This is a genomic window from Pseudarthrobacter sp. PvP090 (assembly GCF_040547365.1).
Classification (GTDB): Bacteria; Actinomycetota; Actinomycetes; order Actinomycetales; family Micrococcaceae; genus Arthrobacter.
This window is the reverse complement of the sequence record NZ_JBEPPO010000003.1, coordinates 57,219-72,442: the sequence shown is the minus strand read 5'-3', so window position 1 is coordinate 72,442 and position 15,224 is coordinate 57,219. Positions and strand designations below refer to the sequence as shown.

The 15,224-nt window shown below is 68.2% G+C and carries 14 protein-coding genes and 1 riboswitch; of the genes, 7 read left to right on the top strand and 7 right to left on the bottom strand.

Annotated elements, in window-relative coordinates; translation table 11 throughout:
* Positions 1-38: 38 nt before the first annotated feature.
* The 3 genes from ABIC21_RS04050 to ABIC21_RS04040 are packed head-to-tail and all read right to left on the bottom strand — an operon-like array spanning position 39 to position 3,103.
* Positions 39-1,271 (bottom strand): acyl-CoA dehydrogenase family protein, encoded by a 1,233-nt coding sequence (locus ABIC21_RS04050; protein WP_354349128.1) that lies wholly within the window; start codon positions 1,269-1,271, stop codon positions 39-41.
* Position 1,272: 1 nt separating this feature from the next.
* Positions 1,273-2,166, bottom strand: coding sequence for an amidohydrolase family protein (locus ABIC21_RS04045; protein ID WP_354349127.1), 894 nt, complete (start codon positions 2,164-2,166; stop codon positions 1,273-1,275).
* Between the two features lies 1 nt (position 2,167).
* Positions 2,168-3,103: an SDR family NAD(P)-dependent oxidoreductase gene (locus tag ABIC21_RS04040; RefSeq protein ID WP_354349126.1), complete on the bottom strand. Its 936-nt coding sequence runs from the start codon at positions 3,101-3,103 to the stop codon at positions 2,168-2,170.
* A gap of 242 nt (positions 3,104-3,345) precedes the next feature.
* Here ABIC21_RS04040 and ABIC21_RS04035 point away from each other — a divergent pair, with 242 nt between their 5' ends.
* Positions 3,346-3,840, top strand: coding sequence for a MarR family winged helix-turn-helix transcriptional regulator (locus ABIC21_RS04035; RefSeq protein WP_354349125.1), 495 nt, complete (start codon positions 3,346-3,348; stop codon positions 3,838-3,840).
* 16 nt (positions 3,841-3,856) lie between these two features.
* Here ABIC21_RS04035 and ABIC21_RS04030 read toward each other — a convergent pair whose 3' ends face one another.
* Entirely contained in the window at positions 3,857-4,792 is a 936-nt protein-coding gene (locus ABIC21_RS04030) for a S1C family serine protease (RefSeq protein WP_354349124.1), read from the bottom strand.
* A gap of 152 nt (positions 4,793-4,944) precedes the next feature.
* On the opposite strand from ABIC21_RS04030, the gene ABIC21_RS04025 reads away from it, so the two are divergent.
* Both ABIC21_RS04025 and pabB read left to right on the top strand, forming a co-directional pair.
* The gene (locus tag ABIC21_RS04025; RefSeq protein ID WP_354349123.1) at positions 4,945-5,526 is read left to right on the top strand and encodes a low molecular weight protein-tyrosine-phosphatase; all 582 of its coding nucleotides are present in this window, start codon (positions 4,945-4,947) and stop codon (positions 5,524-5,526) included.
* Entirely contained in the window at positions 5,523-7,586 is a 2,064-nt protein-coding gene (gene pabB / locus ABIC21_RS04020; RefSeq protein ID WP_354349122.1) for an aminodeoxychorismate synthase component I, read from the top strand. The genes ABIC21_RS04025 and pabB overlap by 4 nt, the downstream gene beginning before the upstream one ends.
* A 24-nt stretch (positions 7,587-7,610) precedes the next feature.
* Here pabB and cls read toward each other — a convergent pair whose 3' ends face one another.
* On the bottom strand, positions 7,611-9,038 hold the full coding sequence (cls, locus tag ABIC21_RS04015) for a cardiolipin synthase (RefSeq protein ID WP_354349366.1): 1,428 nt from the start codon (positions 9,036-9,038) through the stop codon (positions 7,611-7,613).
* Between the two features lie 141 nt (positions 9,039-9,179).
* On the opposite strand from cls, the gene ABIC21_RS04010 reads away from it, so the two are divergent.
* The 4 genes from ABIC21_RS04010 (at position 9,180) to ABIC21_RS03995 (ending at position 12,300) form a co-directional block, all read left to right on the top strand.
* Positions 9,180-10,142 (top strand): aminodeoxychorismate lyase, encoded by a 963-nt coding sequence (locus tag ABIC21_RS04010; protein ID WP_354349121.1) that lies wholly within the window; start codon positions 9,180-9,182, stop codon positions 10,140-10,142.
* 84 nt (positions 10,143-10,226) lie between these two features.
* A riboswitch (SAM riboswitch) is annotated at positions 10,227-10,341 on the top strand.
* A gap of 94 nt (positions 10,342-10,435) precedes the next feature.
* The gene (locus ABIC21_RS04005; RefSeq protein ID WP_354349365.1) at positions 10,436-10,663 is read left to right on the top strand and encodes a DUF1737 domain-containing protein; all 228 of its coding nucleotides are present in this window, start codon (positions 10,436-10,438) and stop codon (positions 10,661-10,663) included.
* Positions 10,660-11,091, top strand: coding sequence for a rhodanese-like domain-containing protein (locus tag ABIC21_RS04000; RefSeq protein ID WP_354349120.1), 432 nt, complete (start codon positions 10,660-10,662; stop codon positions 11,089-11,091). The genes ABIC21_RS04005 and ABIC21_RS04000 overlap by 4 nt, the downstream gene beginning before the upstream one ends.
* The gene (locus ABIC21_RS03995) at positions 11,092-12,300 is read left to right on the top strand and encodes an O-succinylhomoserine sulfhydrylase (protein ID WP_354349119.1); all 1,209 of its coding nucleotides are present in this window, start codon (positions 11,092-11,094) and stop codon (positions 12,298-12,300) included. It abuts the gene before it with no gap.
* 18 nt (positions 12,301-12,318) lie between these two features.
* Here ABIC21_RS03995 and ABIC21_RS03990 read toward each other — a convergent pair whose 3' ends face one another.
* Positions 12,319-13,506, bottom strand: coding sequence for a glutamate--cysteine ligase 2 (locus ABIC21_RS03990; RefSeq protein ID WP_354349118.1), 1,188 nt, complete (start codon positions 13,504-13,506; stop codon positions 12,319-12,321).
* Positions 13,507-13,637: 131 nt separating this feature from the next.
* Positions 13,638-15,161 (bottom strand): UDP-N-acetylglucosamine 1-carboxyvinyltransferase, encoded by a 1,524-nt coding sequence (locus ABIC21_RS03985; RefSeq protein WP_354349117.1) that lies wholly within the window; start codon positions 15,159-15,161, stop codon positions 13,638-13,640.
* Positions 15,162-15,224 lie beyond the last annotated feature (63 nt).

Below are 15,224 nucleotides of genomic sequence, written 5' to 3'. Positions count from 1 at the left end.
CCGGAGCGGGGGTGCGCTGGTTCCGTTGGGTGCCGGGGTCAGCGGGTGAAGGCGCTTTCGCCGGTCAGGGCCCGGCCGACGATGAGGGCGTTGATTTCGTGGGTGCCTTCGTAGGAGTAGACGGCCTCGGCGTCGGCGTGGAAACGTGCGACGTCGGTCTCAAGCGTGATGCCGTTGCCGCCGACCACTTCGCGGGCCAGGGCCACGGTTTCGCGCATCAGCAGGGACGTCTGCATCTTGGCCAGGGCGGAGTCCTGGTCCCGGTAGATGCCCTTGGACTGCTGTTCGGTCAGCCGCACCACCAGGGACAGCGCCGACGTGACGTTTCCGAGCATCCGGGCCAGTTTTTCCTGGACCAGCTGGAAGGATCCGAGTGGGCGTCCGAACTGCCGGCGTTCGGTGACGTAGCGCAGGGCCGCCTCGAACGCGCCGGCCGCGATGCCGGTGGCGATCCAGGCGACGTCGGAGCGCATTGCGCGCAGCATTGCCGCGACGTCCCGGAATGAGTCCACATTGTGCAGGCGCATCGATTCGGGCACCCGCACGCCATCGAGGGTGATGTGGGCGTTCTGCATCATCCGCAAGGCCGTCTTGCCGTGGATCTTCTCCAGCGTCACGCCGAGGGCTTCCCGCTCGACGAGGAAGGCTTTGACCTGGCCGTCGGCCACGTCGCGGGCAAACACGGCCAGGACGTCCGCGGTGGCGGCACCGCCGATCCAGCGCTTGGCGCCGTCGAGGACCCAGACGTCGCCCTCACGGCGGGCCGTTGTGGACAGCCCTCCGGCGATGTCGGAACCGGACTCCGGCTCGGTCAGCGAGAAGACGCCCTTCAGCGAGAAATCGATGACCTTCGGCATCCACTCGGCCTGCTGTTCCGCGGAGGCCCCGACCCGGATGGCGGTCCGGAACAGTCCGGCCTGGGCTGTGTAGAAGGTGGCGAGCGAGGCGTCGGTGCGGGCGAGTTCGAAGATCCGGAAGCCCTGGTAGATTCCCCGGGCCGGCGTCCGCTCCGCACCGGGGGCGCCGGTCAGTTCTGCCGGTTCCATCAGGTCCAGGCCGATCAGCGGCTGCGCCAGCTCGTCCGGGAATTCTCCGCGTTCCCAATGGTCCGCCAGCAGCGGCCGGGCCTGCTCGTCGAGGAAGGTCCGCAGCCTGCCCAGCACGCGCCGCTCGTCCGCGGTGAGCAGGGACTCGGCGTCGTAATAGTCGCAGACTCCGTACAGCCTGGCTTGGTTGACCGCGTTGACGGTCCGGTCCGTCTCTACTGACATTTCAGCCTCCCAGTCCAAGCAGGCGGACGGCGTTGTGTTTGAGGATCTTGGGCCGGACCTCGTCCTTGAGCGGCAGGTCCGCGAAGGCACCCAGCCATTTCTGCGGGGTGATGAGCGGGAAGTCGGTGCCGAAAAGGACCTTGTCCTGCAGCACGGAATTGGCCATCTTCACCAGCGATTCCGGGAAGTACTTGGGGGACCAGCCGGAAAGATCGATGAACACGTTGGACTTGTGGGTGGCGATGGAGTTGGCCTCGTCCTGCCACGGCACGGACGGGTGGGCCATGATGATCTGCAGCCCCGGGAAGTCCGCCGCGACGCCGTCCAACAGGAGCGGGTTCGAATAGCCGAGCTTGATGCCGTAGCCGCCGGGGAGTCCGGCGCCCATGCCGTTCTGGCCGGTGTGGAAAATGGCCGGGAGACCGAGTTCCTGCAGCGCTTCCCAGAGCGGGTAGAACTGTTCGCTGGAGGGGTCGAAGCCCTGCAGGGACGGGTGGAACTTGAACCCGCGGGCCCCCAGGTCGATGGCCTGGTGCTTGGCGCCCTGGATGGCCTCGGCGCCGGTGCGCGGGTCCACGCTGCCGAAGGGAATCAGGACGTCGTTGTTCCGGGCGGCGCCGGCGATGAGGTCTTCAATGCTGTTGGGCTCGTGCTTGAGCTGGGTGCGGGCATCCACGGTGAAGACGACGGCGGCCATGTTCAGTCCGCGGTAGATTTCGGCGATCCGGTCCAGTGACGGGGTCCGGTCCTCGGCCTTGAAGTATTTGGCGGATGCTTCGGTCAGGGCCGGCGGCAGGGATTCGTGGCCGTGGCCGTCCACCTCAAGGTGGACGTGCATGTCGATCGCGTCGAGCTTCGCGGGGTCGATGCCGAGTTCATAGCGCTGGGGGGCCATGTCAGCGGACCTCGGCCGGTTCGGGCTTGAGGTCTTCCGGAAGCGGCAGGAAATCCTCGCCGACGCTTTGCAGCTTGTCGCCGAAGAGCGCGCCAAAGTCTTCCACGAGGTCCCGGTAGCCCCAGCCGCCCTCGCGGTACTCGGTGACGGCGGCCTCTGGGTGGGTCCAGAGCTGCAGGCGGTCCCCGCCGGCGCCGATCGCCTGGCCGGTGATGCCCGCCGCCTCGTCGGAGGCGAGGAAGGCAATGAGCCCGGCGACGTCGTCGGCGGTTCCGAACCCCAGATCGTGCCGGAAGAAGGCCGGCATGGCCTCGCCGCGCTCGTCCGCTTCGACGGCCTTCTGGAAGTACGGGACGGTCTTGGTCATGGCGGTGGCGGCCACCGGGATGACGGCGTTGGCGGTGACGCCGGCCTTCTTCATTTCCAGCGCCCAGGTGCGGACCATGCCGACGATTCCGGCCTTGGCGGCGGCGTAGTTGGTCTGGCCGAAGTTGCCGCGCTGGCCGGTGGGGGAACCGATGGTGATGATTCGGCCGGCGATGCCGTTTTCCTTGAAGTAGGCGAACGCTTCGCGGGCGCAGGTGAAGGTGCCTTTGAGGTGGACGTTGATCACGAGGTCGAAGTCCTCGTCCGTCATCTTCAGGAGCGACTTGTCGCGCAGGATGCCAGCGTTGGTGACGAGGATGTCGAGCCGGCCGAAGGCCTCCACCGCTGTCCGCACGAGCTGCCGGGCGGCTTCGGTGCTGCCCACCGGAGCGACGACGGCGACGGCGCGGCCGCCGTCGGCCTCAATGGTCCGGACCGCGTCGGCGGCCACCCCGGCATCCACATCGTTGATCACGACGGCGGCGCCCTGGCGGGCGAGTTCCCGGGCATACGCCAGGCCCAGGCCGCGGCCGCTTCCGGTGACGATTGCTACTTTCCCTGACAGGCTCATGCTGCTCCTTTGCACTGCGCCTTGCGGCGGATATCCCAGGGAGCCTGTGTGTGATGCACATCTCCCTTGACTGCTTCAATTAGAAACTCAATCCTTGAAAATGTCAATCATTTATTTATGCACGCAATGGTGGCCCCGCGCGCCACCTTCGCAACTCCCGTCGCCCGCTTTTCGCAGGCGCGGTGCACATGGGATCATTGAATAATTCAACGACCCGGCCGGCTACCCGCCCGAAAGGCACCATGACACTTCAGGCACGCGACGCCGCCGAAAGCTCCGGCGAGGCTTCCGCCCGGCTGGCGGACTCAAGCATCAGCACTGACATCGGCTTCCTGCTGGCCAAGCTGCACGCCGCCGGCAGCGTGCTCAACAACGCCGCCCTTGCAGAGTTCGGGCTGAAGGAGCGGTCCTACTCCGTACTGGCGCTGGCCTGCGGCAATCTGGGACCCACCCAACGTGAACTGGCCGAGTTCCTCAGCCTGGACCCCAGCCAGATCGTGGCGCTCATCGATGAGCTGGAACACCGCGGGCTGGTGGAAAGAAAGCCAGGACCCTCAGACCGGCGGCAGAAACTGGTGACCGCCACAAAAACGGGCCGCACCCTTCACGCCGCCGCCCAGAAGGCAGCCCAGGCCGCCGAAGCGCAACAGCTGGCAATGCTTACCGGCGAGGAAGTGGCGTCCCTGCGGTCGATTCTCCGCAAGGCCGTCTGGTCCGCGAATCCCGCGGACCGTTAGTTCAAGTATTGCGGCTTCAGCCTCCCGCGCCGCCTGCGCGAAGGCCGGGGAGCAGGGCTTTCACCGTGTCCGCCGGGATGGCGAAGCTGATGCCATTCACCGTCGTTTGCGGGGTGGGCGCGGCCACCATGGTGTTGATGCCGATCACGTGGCCGCCGCTGTCGATCAAGGGCCCGCCGGAGTCGCCGGAGCTGATCGGCGCATCGGTCTGGAGCAGGTTGGTCAGCCTGCAGGTGCTTCCGAGGCCCGTATTGGCGATGGACGTCCGTCCGGTGGCGGAGATGATTCCCGTGGTGACGCTCGGTGCGCCGTCCAGGCCCAGGGCGTAGCCGATCGCGATGACCGCGTCGCCGGGCTCGGTGGATCCCGAGTCCGCCAACTCCAGCACCGGCAGGTTCTTGACCCCGTTGACCTGCAGCAGGGCCAGGTCGTTTTCGCAGTCCGAGCCCACAATCCGGGCTGTGCGCTGGCTCCCGTCGTGGAACGTCACGGTCACGGTCGATGCTTCGCTGACCACGCCGGTGACCAGGTGCGCGTTCGTAACGACCTCACCCGTGCTGCCAATGACGACGCCGGTCCCTTGTGCCATCACCCGGCCGCCACTGTTGGGGTCCAGCAGAAGGTTGGCCTGCGTTGTTGTGGCCTTCACGGCGACCACAGAGGGAAGCGAGGCGGCCAGCAGCCCCTTGATATCCGCGGGGTGATCCGACACCGCGCCGTTCGGCGAGATGTATCGGTTCACCACCGTCTCGGTGCCCCAGCCCGTGGCACGCGCCGCGAGCAGCGCGGCCCCCGCCCCCACGAGGGCTGCGGTCATCAGCATTGCGAGCAGCGGCATGAGACCGAGCACGTACCGGCGGGACCAAACCGCCACGTGCCGGGCATTCTCCGGATGCTGTGCCGCCGCGGCGGCTGCGGACACCGGAGGCGGCACATTCGTTCCCAGCGTCATGGGGACATGCTCCACCGTCCGCCCGCGGCCGGGTAGGGGCAAAGGCCCCGCACGCCCCCACCGTGACAACATGAAATACAAGTGTGACAAGCTCTGTAATATCCACTGTCCGGAAACTAGCCAAGAGGACCCGCATGATTCATGCTTGCACTATGACCTCAATGTCGAGCCAGTACCGGATCATCGCGGTCTGCACCGGAAACATCTGCCGGTCGCCGATGGCCGAGCTGATGCTGGCTGAGGCCATCGCGGCCGCGGGCCTGGCTGGCGCCGTCGTGGATTCGGCAGGAACCACGGCCTATGAGGTGGGCCGCCCGATTGACCCGCGGGCCGCCCGCAAGCTCACCGCCCACAGCATCCCCTCGGACCGCCATGTGGCGCGCGAATGGCGGACGGAATGGTTCCAGACCCGCGACCTCATCCTGGCCCTGGACGTGGACCACTTCGGCTGGCTCCAGCAGGCGGCGCCGGACAGCGAATCGCTGTCCAAGATCCGGATGCTGCGCAGCTTTGACCCGGCCGTTGCCGGCAAGGATCCCCTGGACCAGGGCATCGAGGACCCCTGGTACGGCGGCCACGCCGACTTCGACGTGACCTGGAACCTGATCCACGCCGCGCTTCCCGGGATTGTGGCGCACGTCCGGGCCGAGCTTGCCCGGCGTCCACAGCCGGACGGGCAACACCCCGGCAGGGATCAACCCAATGCACAGCAGCCGGTACGCTCTATTTCATGAGTCCCGCACCCGTCATCATCGCCATCGACGGACGCTCCGGCGCAGGCAAGACCACCCTGGCGATCGAACTGGCGGCACGGCTCCGCGAACACCATAAGGTTTCCCTCTTCCACCTTGAGGACATCTACCCCGGCTGGAACGGCCTCGCAGCCGGCATTGAACGCTACGTCTCGACCGTTCTGGCCCCGCTGCACCGCGGCGAACCGGCCGAATGGGTCAGCTGGGACTGGACCGCGCACTACGACGGCGACACCCGCACCACCCAGCCGGCCGAAATCGTCCTGGTGGAAGGGGTAGGCGCCGCCGCGGCGGCCGCCCGCCCCTTCCTGGCCGCGGTGATCTGGGCCGATTCGCCCGAACACGACCGGCGCAGCAGGGCCCTGGCCCGCGACGGTGAAACCTACGAACCCTACTGGGATGCGTGGGCCGCCCAGGAGCAGGCATGGCTGGCCGAGGACGACGTCCCTGCCCACGCCGACGTCAGCGTGCTCAACCTTGCTGACGGCGCCGCGCCAGCGGAGGTGCTGCAGGCACTCCAGTACCTGCCGGCCCTCGCCCCGGCGCTCCTCCCCGAGCTGGGCGCCCGCCGCGGCCTCCAGCTGCGCACCGAACGGATCGACGCCACCCCGGACCCTGCCCGGCTGTTCGAATCCCTCTTCGGCCGCGCCGCCAACGCCGTCTGGCTCGACTCCTCCCTCGCCCCGGACGGCAGCGCCGCGGCGGAACGGAGCCGCTTCAGTATCCTGGCGGACGACGGCGGCCCGTTCGGCCAGTCGGTCCGGCACCGTTCGGGCGCCACCCGCGTGAGCGTCGGCAACGCCAGCGTCAGGACCGAGGGGCCGTTCTTCCGCTGGCTCGACGGGGTCTGGGGCCGGCCTGACCTCCGTGCCCCGGAGGACTACCCGTGCGATTTCACCCTGGGCTGGCTGGGCTACCTCGGCTACGAGCTCAAACGCGAGACCGGCGGCAGCGACGTCACGGCCGAATCCCCCGACGCCTGCCTGCTGTTCGCCGGCCGCGCGGTGGTGCTGGACCACAGGGACGGCACGGTCTGGCTGCTGGCCCTGGACACCGCGGACGCCGGCGGCTGGCTGGACACGGCCCGCGCCGCCACCGAGGCCGCCACCGCGGCATCCTCCGGGCCGGCCGCGGGGGCCGGCGGCAGCAGCGCCGTCGACCCGTCCGCCCCCGGTGCCGGCCCGGACTTCGCCGCACGGGACTCGGAAGTCTCCTACAAATCCAAAATCACCCGGGCCCAGCACGAGATCGCCGAGGGCAACACATACGAGGTCTGCCTGACCACGGCTCTGGCAGCGGAACTTCCCGCGGCCGCTCTGGACCCGCGGCAGGCCTACCTGGCGCTGCGCCGCAGGAATCCCGCCCCGTTCGCGAGCTACCTGCGCTTCGGGGACCTCACCGTGGCGAGCACCTCGCCGGAGCGTTTCCTGCGCATCACGGCCGACGGCGGGATGCGCGCCGAGCCGATCAAGGGTACCCGGCACCGGGACGCGGACCCCGCACGGGACGCGCTGCTGCGGCACGAACTGGAGACATCCCCGAAGGACCGCGCCGAGAACATCATGATTGTGGACCTGCTGCGCAACGATCTCAGCCACTTCGCCGTGCCCGGCACGGTATCCGTCAGCCGGCTCTGCGCGATCGAAAGCTACGCCACGGTCCACCAGATGGTGAGCACCATTGATGCCCGCCTCCGGCCCGGGATGCCGCGGGCCGAGGCCGTCGCGGCCTGCTTCCCGGCCGGCTCCATGACCGGCGCCCCCAAGGTCAGCACCATGGCCATCCTGGACCGGCTCGAGGGCGCCCCACGGGGCGTCTACTCCGGCGCGATCGGCTATTTCTCGCTCAACGGCGCGACCGATCTGGCGGTCGCGATCCGCACCCTCGTGCTCACGGAGCAGCCCGGCGGGGGAACCGGACTCAGCCTCGGCGTCGGCGGAGCGATCACCGCGGATTCCTCGCCGCAGGAGGAGTACGAGGAAATCCGGACCAAGGCCTTCGGGGTCCTCTCGGCGCTCGGCGCGGAGTTCCCGCCCGGCTGACGCCGTCGTCGGCCCTGACGCCGGCTACTGCAGCGTCGCCGTCAGCCGGGCGACGTTGTCCACGTATTTATCCCCCATCGGCCGCTTCATCCAGTCCTCGAGCGTCAGCTCGCGCGAAATGCCCCGGTAGGTGTCCTCCACGGCGCTGATCCGCTGCACGATGTCCTCGCCGAGGAGCATCACCGAGACCTCGAGGTTCAGCGAGAAGGAGCGCATGTCCATGTTGCTGGAGCCCAGCACGGCCACCTCGTTGTCGATGGTGAAGTGCTTGGCATGCAGCACGAACGGGGCCTTGTACAGGTAGATCCGCACGCCGGCCTCCAGCAGTGCCTCGTAGTAGGACTGCTGGGCGTGGTGCACCAGGAACTGGTCGCCCTTTTCCGAGACGAAGAGTTCGACGTCGACGCCGCGCTGCGCCGCCGTCGTCACCGCGTACAGCAGCGAATCGTCGGGGACGAAGTACGGGCTGCAGATCGAGATCTTGCGCTGCGCCGAGTAGATCAGCGTGTTGAAGAGCCGCAGGTTGTTTTCGGTGATGAAGCCGGGGCCGCTGGGCACCACCTGGGCCGTGACGTTCCCGGCGTGCAGTTCGGGCCGGTGCGCGAGCTGGCCCTCGAGGGATTCGTCGGTTTCGCTGAGCCAGTCGGTGGCGAAGACGACGTTGAGCGTGGTGACGATCGGCCCGCGCAGGCAGGCCATCAGCTCGACCCATTCGCGGCCGATCTTGCGGTGCCGCGGGTTGTTGTAGGAGGGCTCGATCAGGTTCTGCGACCCGGTGAAGGCGATTTCGCCGTCGATCACCATGATCTTGCGGTGGTTGCGCAGGTCCGGCCGGCGCCACTGCCCCTGCATCGGGTTCAGCGGCAGCATGGGACGCCAGCGGATCTTGCCGGCCTTGAGCCTGGCGATCAGCTTGCTGTAACCCTTGATGCGCAGGGTCCCCAGGTGGTCGAACAGGAGCCGGACTTCGACGCCGCGGTCGGCTGCCTCCTCCATCGCGGTCAGCAGCTCGTCGGTGACGTGGTCCGAGCTCAGGATGTAGAACTCGGCGTTGACGAATTCCTTGGCGTCCCGGACGGCGGCAGCCATCGCCTTGATCGAGTCGGGGTAGCCGGGCAGGAGCTCCACGCGGTTGCCGTCCACCATCGGCAGCGAGCCGAGCGTCTTGTTCAGTTCCGCTGCGGAGGACACCCATTCCGGGCCCTCATAGCGGCTTTCCAGCATCGCCAGCTCGGAGGTGCCGGCGCGTACCCGGGTGTTCACGGCGTCCTGCTGCGCCCGGCGCTTGCGGGAGAGCCGGAAGTTGCCGAAGAGCAGGAAGAGGACCAGACCCACGGCCGGGACGAAGAAGATGACCAGCAGCCACGCCATGGCCGTGGTGGGGCGGCGGTTTCCGGGGATGATGCCGAGGGCCAGCACCCGGATGGCCAGATCAACGACGGTGAGGATCATGATCACCCAGGACGGGAGAGTTTCCGCGAGAGAAAAAGGCCACAACACAGATGAACCCCTCAAGTTCCAGACCCGCGGAACAGTTCCGGAACGGGCAACCTTCAAATCCTATCCCGCAGCCCGCCGCACTAAGCTGAAGCCATGACTTCTCCTGCCGCCGCTCCCGCCCCCGTCCCGGTGCTGGTCTTCCTGGATCCTGCGTTCGACGGCGGCCGGCTGGCCGATGCCACCCGGCCGCAGCTGATGGCGACGGACCAGGGCGCCACCCGCGGCGACGGGGTCTTCGAGTCGCTGCTGGCCGTGGGCGGGCAGCCCCGCAAGCTCCAGGCGCACCTGGACCGGCTGGCCGGGTCCGCCCGGCTGCTGGAGCTGGACATCCCCGCGGAGGAAGCCTGGCGGCGGGCCATCGCGACGGCCATCGGCGAATACCGGCGCCAGCACGTCCCTGGCGCCGGGGCCGCCGGGGACGACGAACTCGTGGTCAAGCTCCTCGTGACCCGCGGCGTCGAGGGTGCGCCCGGGCCCACTTGCTGGGTCCAGGCCTCCGCCCCCGGACCGGCCGGGAGGCGCCAGCGCGACACCGGGATCGACGTCATCCTGCTGGACCGCGGCTACGACAGCGACATCGGGGAACGGGCACCTTGGCTGCTCATGGGCGCCAAGACACTGTCCTACGCCGTCAACATGGCCGCGCTGCGCTACGCGCATGCCCAGGGCGCGGACGACGTCATCTTCACCTCCGCGGACGGCCGGGTCCTGGAGGGTCCGACGTCGACCGTGCTGCTCGCGCACCTGGAGACCTCCGACGACGGCGCCGGCGGGGTCCGCACCGTCCGGCGGCTCATCACGCCCCAGCTCGACAGCGGGATCCTGCCCGGCACCTCGCAGGGCGCCCTGTTCACCGCGGCGAAGGCCGCCGGCTGGGAGCTGGGCTACGGCCCGCTGGAGCCCCGTGACCTGTACGACGCCGACGCCGTGTGGCTGATCTCCAGCATCCGGCTCCTGGCGCCCGTCAACCACATCGACGGCAAGGAAATCGGCACCCCGGAGCTGCGCCGGCAGCTCACCGCGGAGCTCAACGCGCTGTACGCCACGATCGAGTAGCCTCCCCGAAAGCAACGCGGAGCGTTACTTAACATGACGGCGGCGGCGGTGCGGGCCGGCGTCGCAGGTGTTACGTTTTTGGTGAGTAATGAGAACCGGCGCCAAGCCCTGACTGGCCGGTCGGCAACCCTCCCTTTCGCGGCGGGGTGCCTCAGGTGAATACTCGGCATATCGACCATTCGAGCTGCAAGCGTGAAAGAAGGAGATCCGTCGTGCCTGACGCGTCCGCCCCCGCTGTCCCCGAAACAGCGCCCGCCCCGTCCCCCGCATTACCCGGTGCCGCCGAAGAGAGACTGGCGTACCGCCTGTTCACTGGCCCCGATGACCGCGCCTTCTGCGAGCGCGTCTCGGCTGCCCTCGCCGAGGGCTACGTGCTGCACGGCAGCCCGTCCGCCGCGTTCAACGGCAGCAGCGTCATCGTGGCGCAGGCCGTCGTGCTGCCGGCGGCGATCGCCAGCGCCGATGCCGCCGTCGCCAATGCCGTGGACGACCTCGAGTTCGACGGCGAGGGCCACGCGTGAGCTACGCCGGGGACCTCAGCCCGCAGGAGGCCTGGGCCAAGCTGGAGGACGGCGCCATCCTGGTGGACGTCCGCACCGAGGGCGAATGGGCCCACATCGGCATCCCGGACACCGCGGCCGCAGGCAGCAAGCGGAACGATCCGCTCTTCATCCAGTGGAACCTGGCCGGCGGCATCCCCAATGCGCGGTTCATAGAACAGCTGAAGCTGCAGCTGAAACAGCCGGCCCCCGAAGAGCAAGGCACCGAACTGGTGTTCCTGTGCCGTTCGGGCGCCCGGTCCATCGCCGCCGCGATCGCAGCGACGGACGCCGGCTTCACCTCCTACAACGTCCTTGAGGGCTTCGAAGGCGAACCGGACCGCTACGGCGAACGCACCGTCAACGGCTGGAAGAACCGCGGCCTGCCCACCAACCCCGGAAAGCACTAAGTGACCTTCAATCCTGACGCCGCCGGCTGGAGCGCCGATACCCAGGCTGTCCGCGGCGGACTCGACCGCACCGGCTTCCAGGAAACGTCCGAACCGGTCTTCCTGAACTCGGGCTTCGTCTACGAATCCGCGGCCGCCGCGGAGCGCGCCTTCACCGGCGAGGACGAACGCTTCGTCTACTCCCGCTACGGCAACCCCTCGGTGGCCACCTTCCAGGAACGGCTGCGGCTGCTCGAAGGCACCGAGGCCTGCTTCGCCACCGCCTCGGGCATGTCCGCGGTCTTCACTGCCCTCGGCGCCCTGCTGGCCGCCGGCGACCGGGTGGTCGCGGCCCGTTCGCTGTTCGGTTCCTGCTTCGTGATCCTCAACGAGATCCTTCCCCGCTGGGGCGTCGAGACGGTTTTTGTGGACGGCCCGGACATGGAGCAGTGGCGGTCGGCGCTGTCGGAGCCGACGACGGCGGTCTTCTTCGAGTCGCCGTCGAACCCGATGCAGGAAATCGTGGACATCGCCGCCGTGAGCGAACTGGCGCACGCCGCCGGTGCGACGGTCGTCGTCGACAACGTCTTTGCCACCCCCCTGCTGCAGCGCTGCGGGGAGCTCGGCGCGGATGTGGTCGTGTATTCGGGGACCAAGCACATCGACGGCCAGGGCCGGGTGCTCGGCGGCGCGATCCTGGGCACCAAGGACTTCATCGAGGGCCCGGTCAAGCAGCTCATGCGCCACACCGGCCCGGCGCTGTCCGCCTTCAACGCGTGGGTGCTGACCAAGGGGCTGGAGACCATGGCCCTGCGGGTGAACCACTCCTCCGCCTCCGCGCTGCGGCTGGCCGCATGGCTTGAAGAGCAGCCCGCGGTCAGCTGGGTCAAGTACCCGCTGCTGCCGTCCCACCCGCAGTACGAACTGGCTGCCCGGCAGATGAAGGCCGGCGGCACCGTGCTGACCTTCGAGCTCTCCCCGTCCGCCGGGCGTTCGGCGAAAGAGGCAGCGTTCGCGCTGCTGGATGCGCTGCGGATCATCGACATCTCCAACAACCTGGGCGATTCGAAGTCGCTCATCACCCACCCCGCGACCACCACGCACCGCGCCATGGGGCCCGAGGGCCGGGCAGCGATCGGGCTCAGTGACGGCGTGGTGCGCCTCTCCGTGGGCCTCGAGGACCTTGAGGACCTGACCCGCGACCTTGGCCAGGCGCTGAAGCAGGTCTAGTGCTTTTCGCGGTAGGGGTCAGCCGCGGCGGACCCGGCCCAGGGATTCGTCCTGGTCCGCCGGGTCCCCGGCGGAGGTTCCCTGCATCGTCACTTCCACGGCACGTTCGACGACGGCGGCCAGCCCGCCTGAGTGGAACGGTTCCCTCTGCAGCTGCGAACCGGTGCCTTGGGCCAGGATCCGGCCGACGCCCGCCCGCACCAGGTCCAGTTCGCCCTGCTCCGCCAGCACGGGGGCCACGAAGTCCACCAGTGCGTGGACCACGTCCGCGGCCGGGGCAGGGGTGAAGGTTCCGAAGTCCAGCAGCTGGCCACGGAGCCCGCAGTTGCTGGCCTGCCAGGCGGCCATCCGCAGCAGCAGTGTCGGCACCGGGGCGGGGTCGACGCCGTCGTTCCATTCCCGGGACGCCGACTCAACGAGCGCGCGCACCAGCACGGCGATCAGGGCCGCGTCCTCGGCCCGAAGGCAGACATCAGCAACCCGGATCTCCACGGTCGGATGATTCCGGCACAGCCGGGCGTCGAAGTAGACCATTCCCTCGTCCATCAGGACGTTGCTTTCCACCAGCCGGGTCACCAGCCGCCGGTAGACCGGCAGGCTGCCGAAGATCATCGTGGGACCCGACCCCGGCCAGCGGTTCCAAGCCTGGGTGCGGTAGCTTTCAAACCCTGTCTCCGCGCCGTTCCAGTAGGGGGAGTTCGCGCTGAGCGCGATCAGCACGGCGAGTTTGTCGCGGATCCGGTCCATGACGGCCACGCCTTCCTCCGGAGACTCCACGAAGGTATGGACGTGCAGGCCGCAGGTCAGCTGGTTCCGGACCGTGAGCCCGAAGCGTTGCTGCATGGTCAGATAGCGCTGGTTCGGCGTCAGGTGGGTGGCGGAGCCGTGCGGCGAGGTGGCGAGGGCGGCGACGCGGCCGCCGTGCACCCGGGCGGCGCGGTCCGCGCGGTCCCGGCCCTGATTGAGCTGCCGGAGCAGTTCTGTGTAGTCCAGGCACGGCCGCGTCTGGGTTTCGATCTGTTCGAGTTTGAGTTCGTAGCTGAAATCGGTGCCCTCACCGATGTCATGCAGCCGTGCCGGGTCAGCCGGGCCCGCGTCCCGCTTCGGCGGGACCAGGCTGGGCAGCATGACGTCGGCGAGCGCAAGCAGCATCCCCGTTTCGGGATCCACTATCAGCAGTTCTTCCTCCACGCCGAAGGTGCGCATGACTCTATTGTGCGTCAGGATCCGAGGAAACGCCCTACACCAACCCGCGGTCACTCCGCGCCCATCACATCGCCCCTGATAGGAGCGGTGTGACCCCGCGTTGTTGGGATGTGTTCAGTGGGTCAGCGCATTCAGTCTTGGAAATACTCGATCTTCGCGCCGATGGTGTTGAGCCGCTCGGCCAGGTCCTCGTAGCCGCGCTCGATCACGTAGATGTTCCGCAGTTCCGAGACGCCGCGGGCGGCGAGCATCGCCAGCAGCAGGCAGGCCGCGGGACGGAGGGCCGGCGGGCAGCCCACCTCGGCCGCACGCCACTTGGTGGGTCCGTTGACGTAGATCCGGTGCGGGTCCAGGAGCTGCACCTGGGCCCCGAGTTTGTTCAGCTCGGTCAGGTAGATCGCACGGTTGTCGTAGACCCAGTCGTGGATCATCGTCTGGCCCTGGGCATTCGCGGCGATGACCGCGAAGAAGGGCAGGTTGTCGATGTTCAGCCCGGGGAACGGCATGGGGTGGATCTTGTCCTCGGGGGCGTGCAGTTCCGAGGTCCGGGTGGTGACGTCCACCAGCCGCGTGCGCCCGTTGCGGGCCAGGTACTCGCCGGACACCTCCAGCCGCTGGCCCATTTGTTCCAGCGTCGCGAGTTCGATTTCCATGAATTCGATCGGGACGCGCCGGATGGTCACTTCCGAGTTCGTGACGATGCCGGCGGTGATGAGGCTCATCGCCTCGATCGGGTCTTCGGAGGGGAAGTATTCGATGTCGGCGTCGACGGCGGGCCGGCCGGTGATCTTCAGTGTGGTGGTCCCCACCCCCTCGATCCCGACGCCGAGCATCTGCAGGTAGAAGCACAGATCCTGCACCATGTAGTTGGGGCTGGCGTTGCGGATGACAGTGGTGCCGCTGCGGTGCGCGGCGGCCATGATGGCGTTTTCGGTGACGGTGTCGCCGCGTTCGCTGAGCACGAAGGAGCGGTCGTGCCCGTCCGACGGCGGCGCCTGCACGGCGTAGAAGCCGGCCTTGGCGTCGACGCTGAGGCCGAACTGGCGCAGCGCCTGCATGTGCGGCTGCACGGTGCGGGTGCCGAGGTCGCAGCCGCCGGCGTAGGGCAGCCGGTATTCGCTGGATTCGTCCAGCAGCGGGCCCAGCAGCATAATGACGCTGCGGGTCCGGCGGGCCGCCTCGACATCCATTGAGTCGAGGTCCAGCACGGCGGGGCGGCGGATCTGCAGGTCGCTGGCGTTGAGCCAGGTGCATTCGACGCCGATGCTGGTCAGCACCTCGACGATCCGGTTGACCTCTTCGATCCGGGCGAGCCGCCGCAGGGTGGTGGTGCCGCGGTTGATCAGGCTGGCGCACAGCAGGGCAACGCCGGCGTTCTTGCTGCTGTTGACGTCGACGGAGCCGGACAGGGTACGGCCGCCCTCGACCCGGAGGTGCGTCATGGCTTGCCGGCCCACTTTGACGATGCTCCGGCCGAAGATGGACTCGAGCCGCTGGATCATTTTCAGGCTCAGGTTCTGCTTGCCCTGTTCCATGCGGGCAATCGCGCTCTGGCTGGTTCCCAGCTCGGCGGCGAGCTGCCCCTGGGTCCAGCCTTTCTGGCCACGGGCGTCGCGGAGCAGGGCACCGACTTCTTCAGCAGTCTCTTGAGTCATACCCAAAAAATATCACGGGTGATCTATTGGCGCCCTGCATTCCAGCCAGAACGCGGTCAATTT

Excerpts from the sequence above, each read along its gene's own strand:
- ABIC21_RS04050 (WP_354349128.1), bottom strand. The coding sequence starts at position 1,271 with ATGTCAGTAGAGACGGACCGGACCGTCAACGCGGTCAACCAAGCCAGG.
- ABIC21_RS04045 (WP_354349127.1), bottom strand. The coding sequence starts at position 2,166 with ATGGCCCCCCAGCGCTATGAACTCGGCATCGACCCCGCGAAGCTCGAC.
- ABIC21_RS04040 (WP_354349126.1), bottom strand. The coding sequence starts at position 3,103 with ATGAGCCTGTCAGGGAAAGTAGCAATCGTCACCGGAAGCGGCCGCGGC.
- ABIC21_RS04035 (WP_354349125.1), top strand. The coding sequence starts at position 3,346 with ATGACACTTCAGGCACGCGACGCCGCCGAAAGCTCCGGCGAGGCTTCC.
- ABIC21_RS04030 (WP_354349124.1), bottom strand. The coding sequence starts at position 4,792 with ATGACGCTGGGAACGAATGTGCCGCCTCCGGTGTCCGCAGCCGCCGCG.
- ABIC21_RS04025 (WP_354349123.1), top strand. The coding sequence starts at position 4,945 with ATGACCTCAATGTCGAGCCAGTACCGGATCATCGCGGTCTGCACCGGA.
- pabB (WP_354349122.1), top strand. The coding sequence starts at position 5,523 with ATGAGTCCCGCACCCGTCATCATCGCCATCGACGGACGCTCCGGCGCA.
- cls (WP_354349366.1), bottom strand. The coding sequence starts at position 9,038 with ATGATCCTCACCGTCGTTGATCTGGCCATCCGGGTGCTGGCCCTCGGC.
- ABIC21_RS04010 (WP_354349121.1), top strand. The coding sequence starts at position 9,180 with ATGACTTCTCCTGCCGCCGCTCCCGCCCCCGTCCCGGTGCTGGTCTTC.
- ABIC21_RS03990 (WP_354349118.1), bottom strand. The coding sequence starts at position 13,506 with ATGCGCACCTTCGGCGTGGAGGAAGAACTGCTGATAGTGGATCCCGAA.
- ABIC21_RS03985 (WP_354349117.1), bottom strand. The coding sequence starts at position 15,161 with ATGACTCAAGAGACTGCTGAAGAAGTCGGTGCCCTGCTCCGCGACGCC.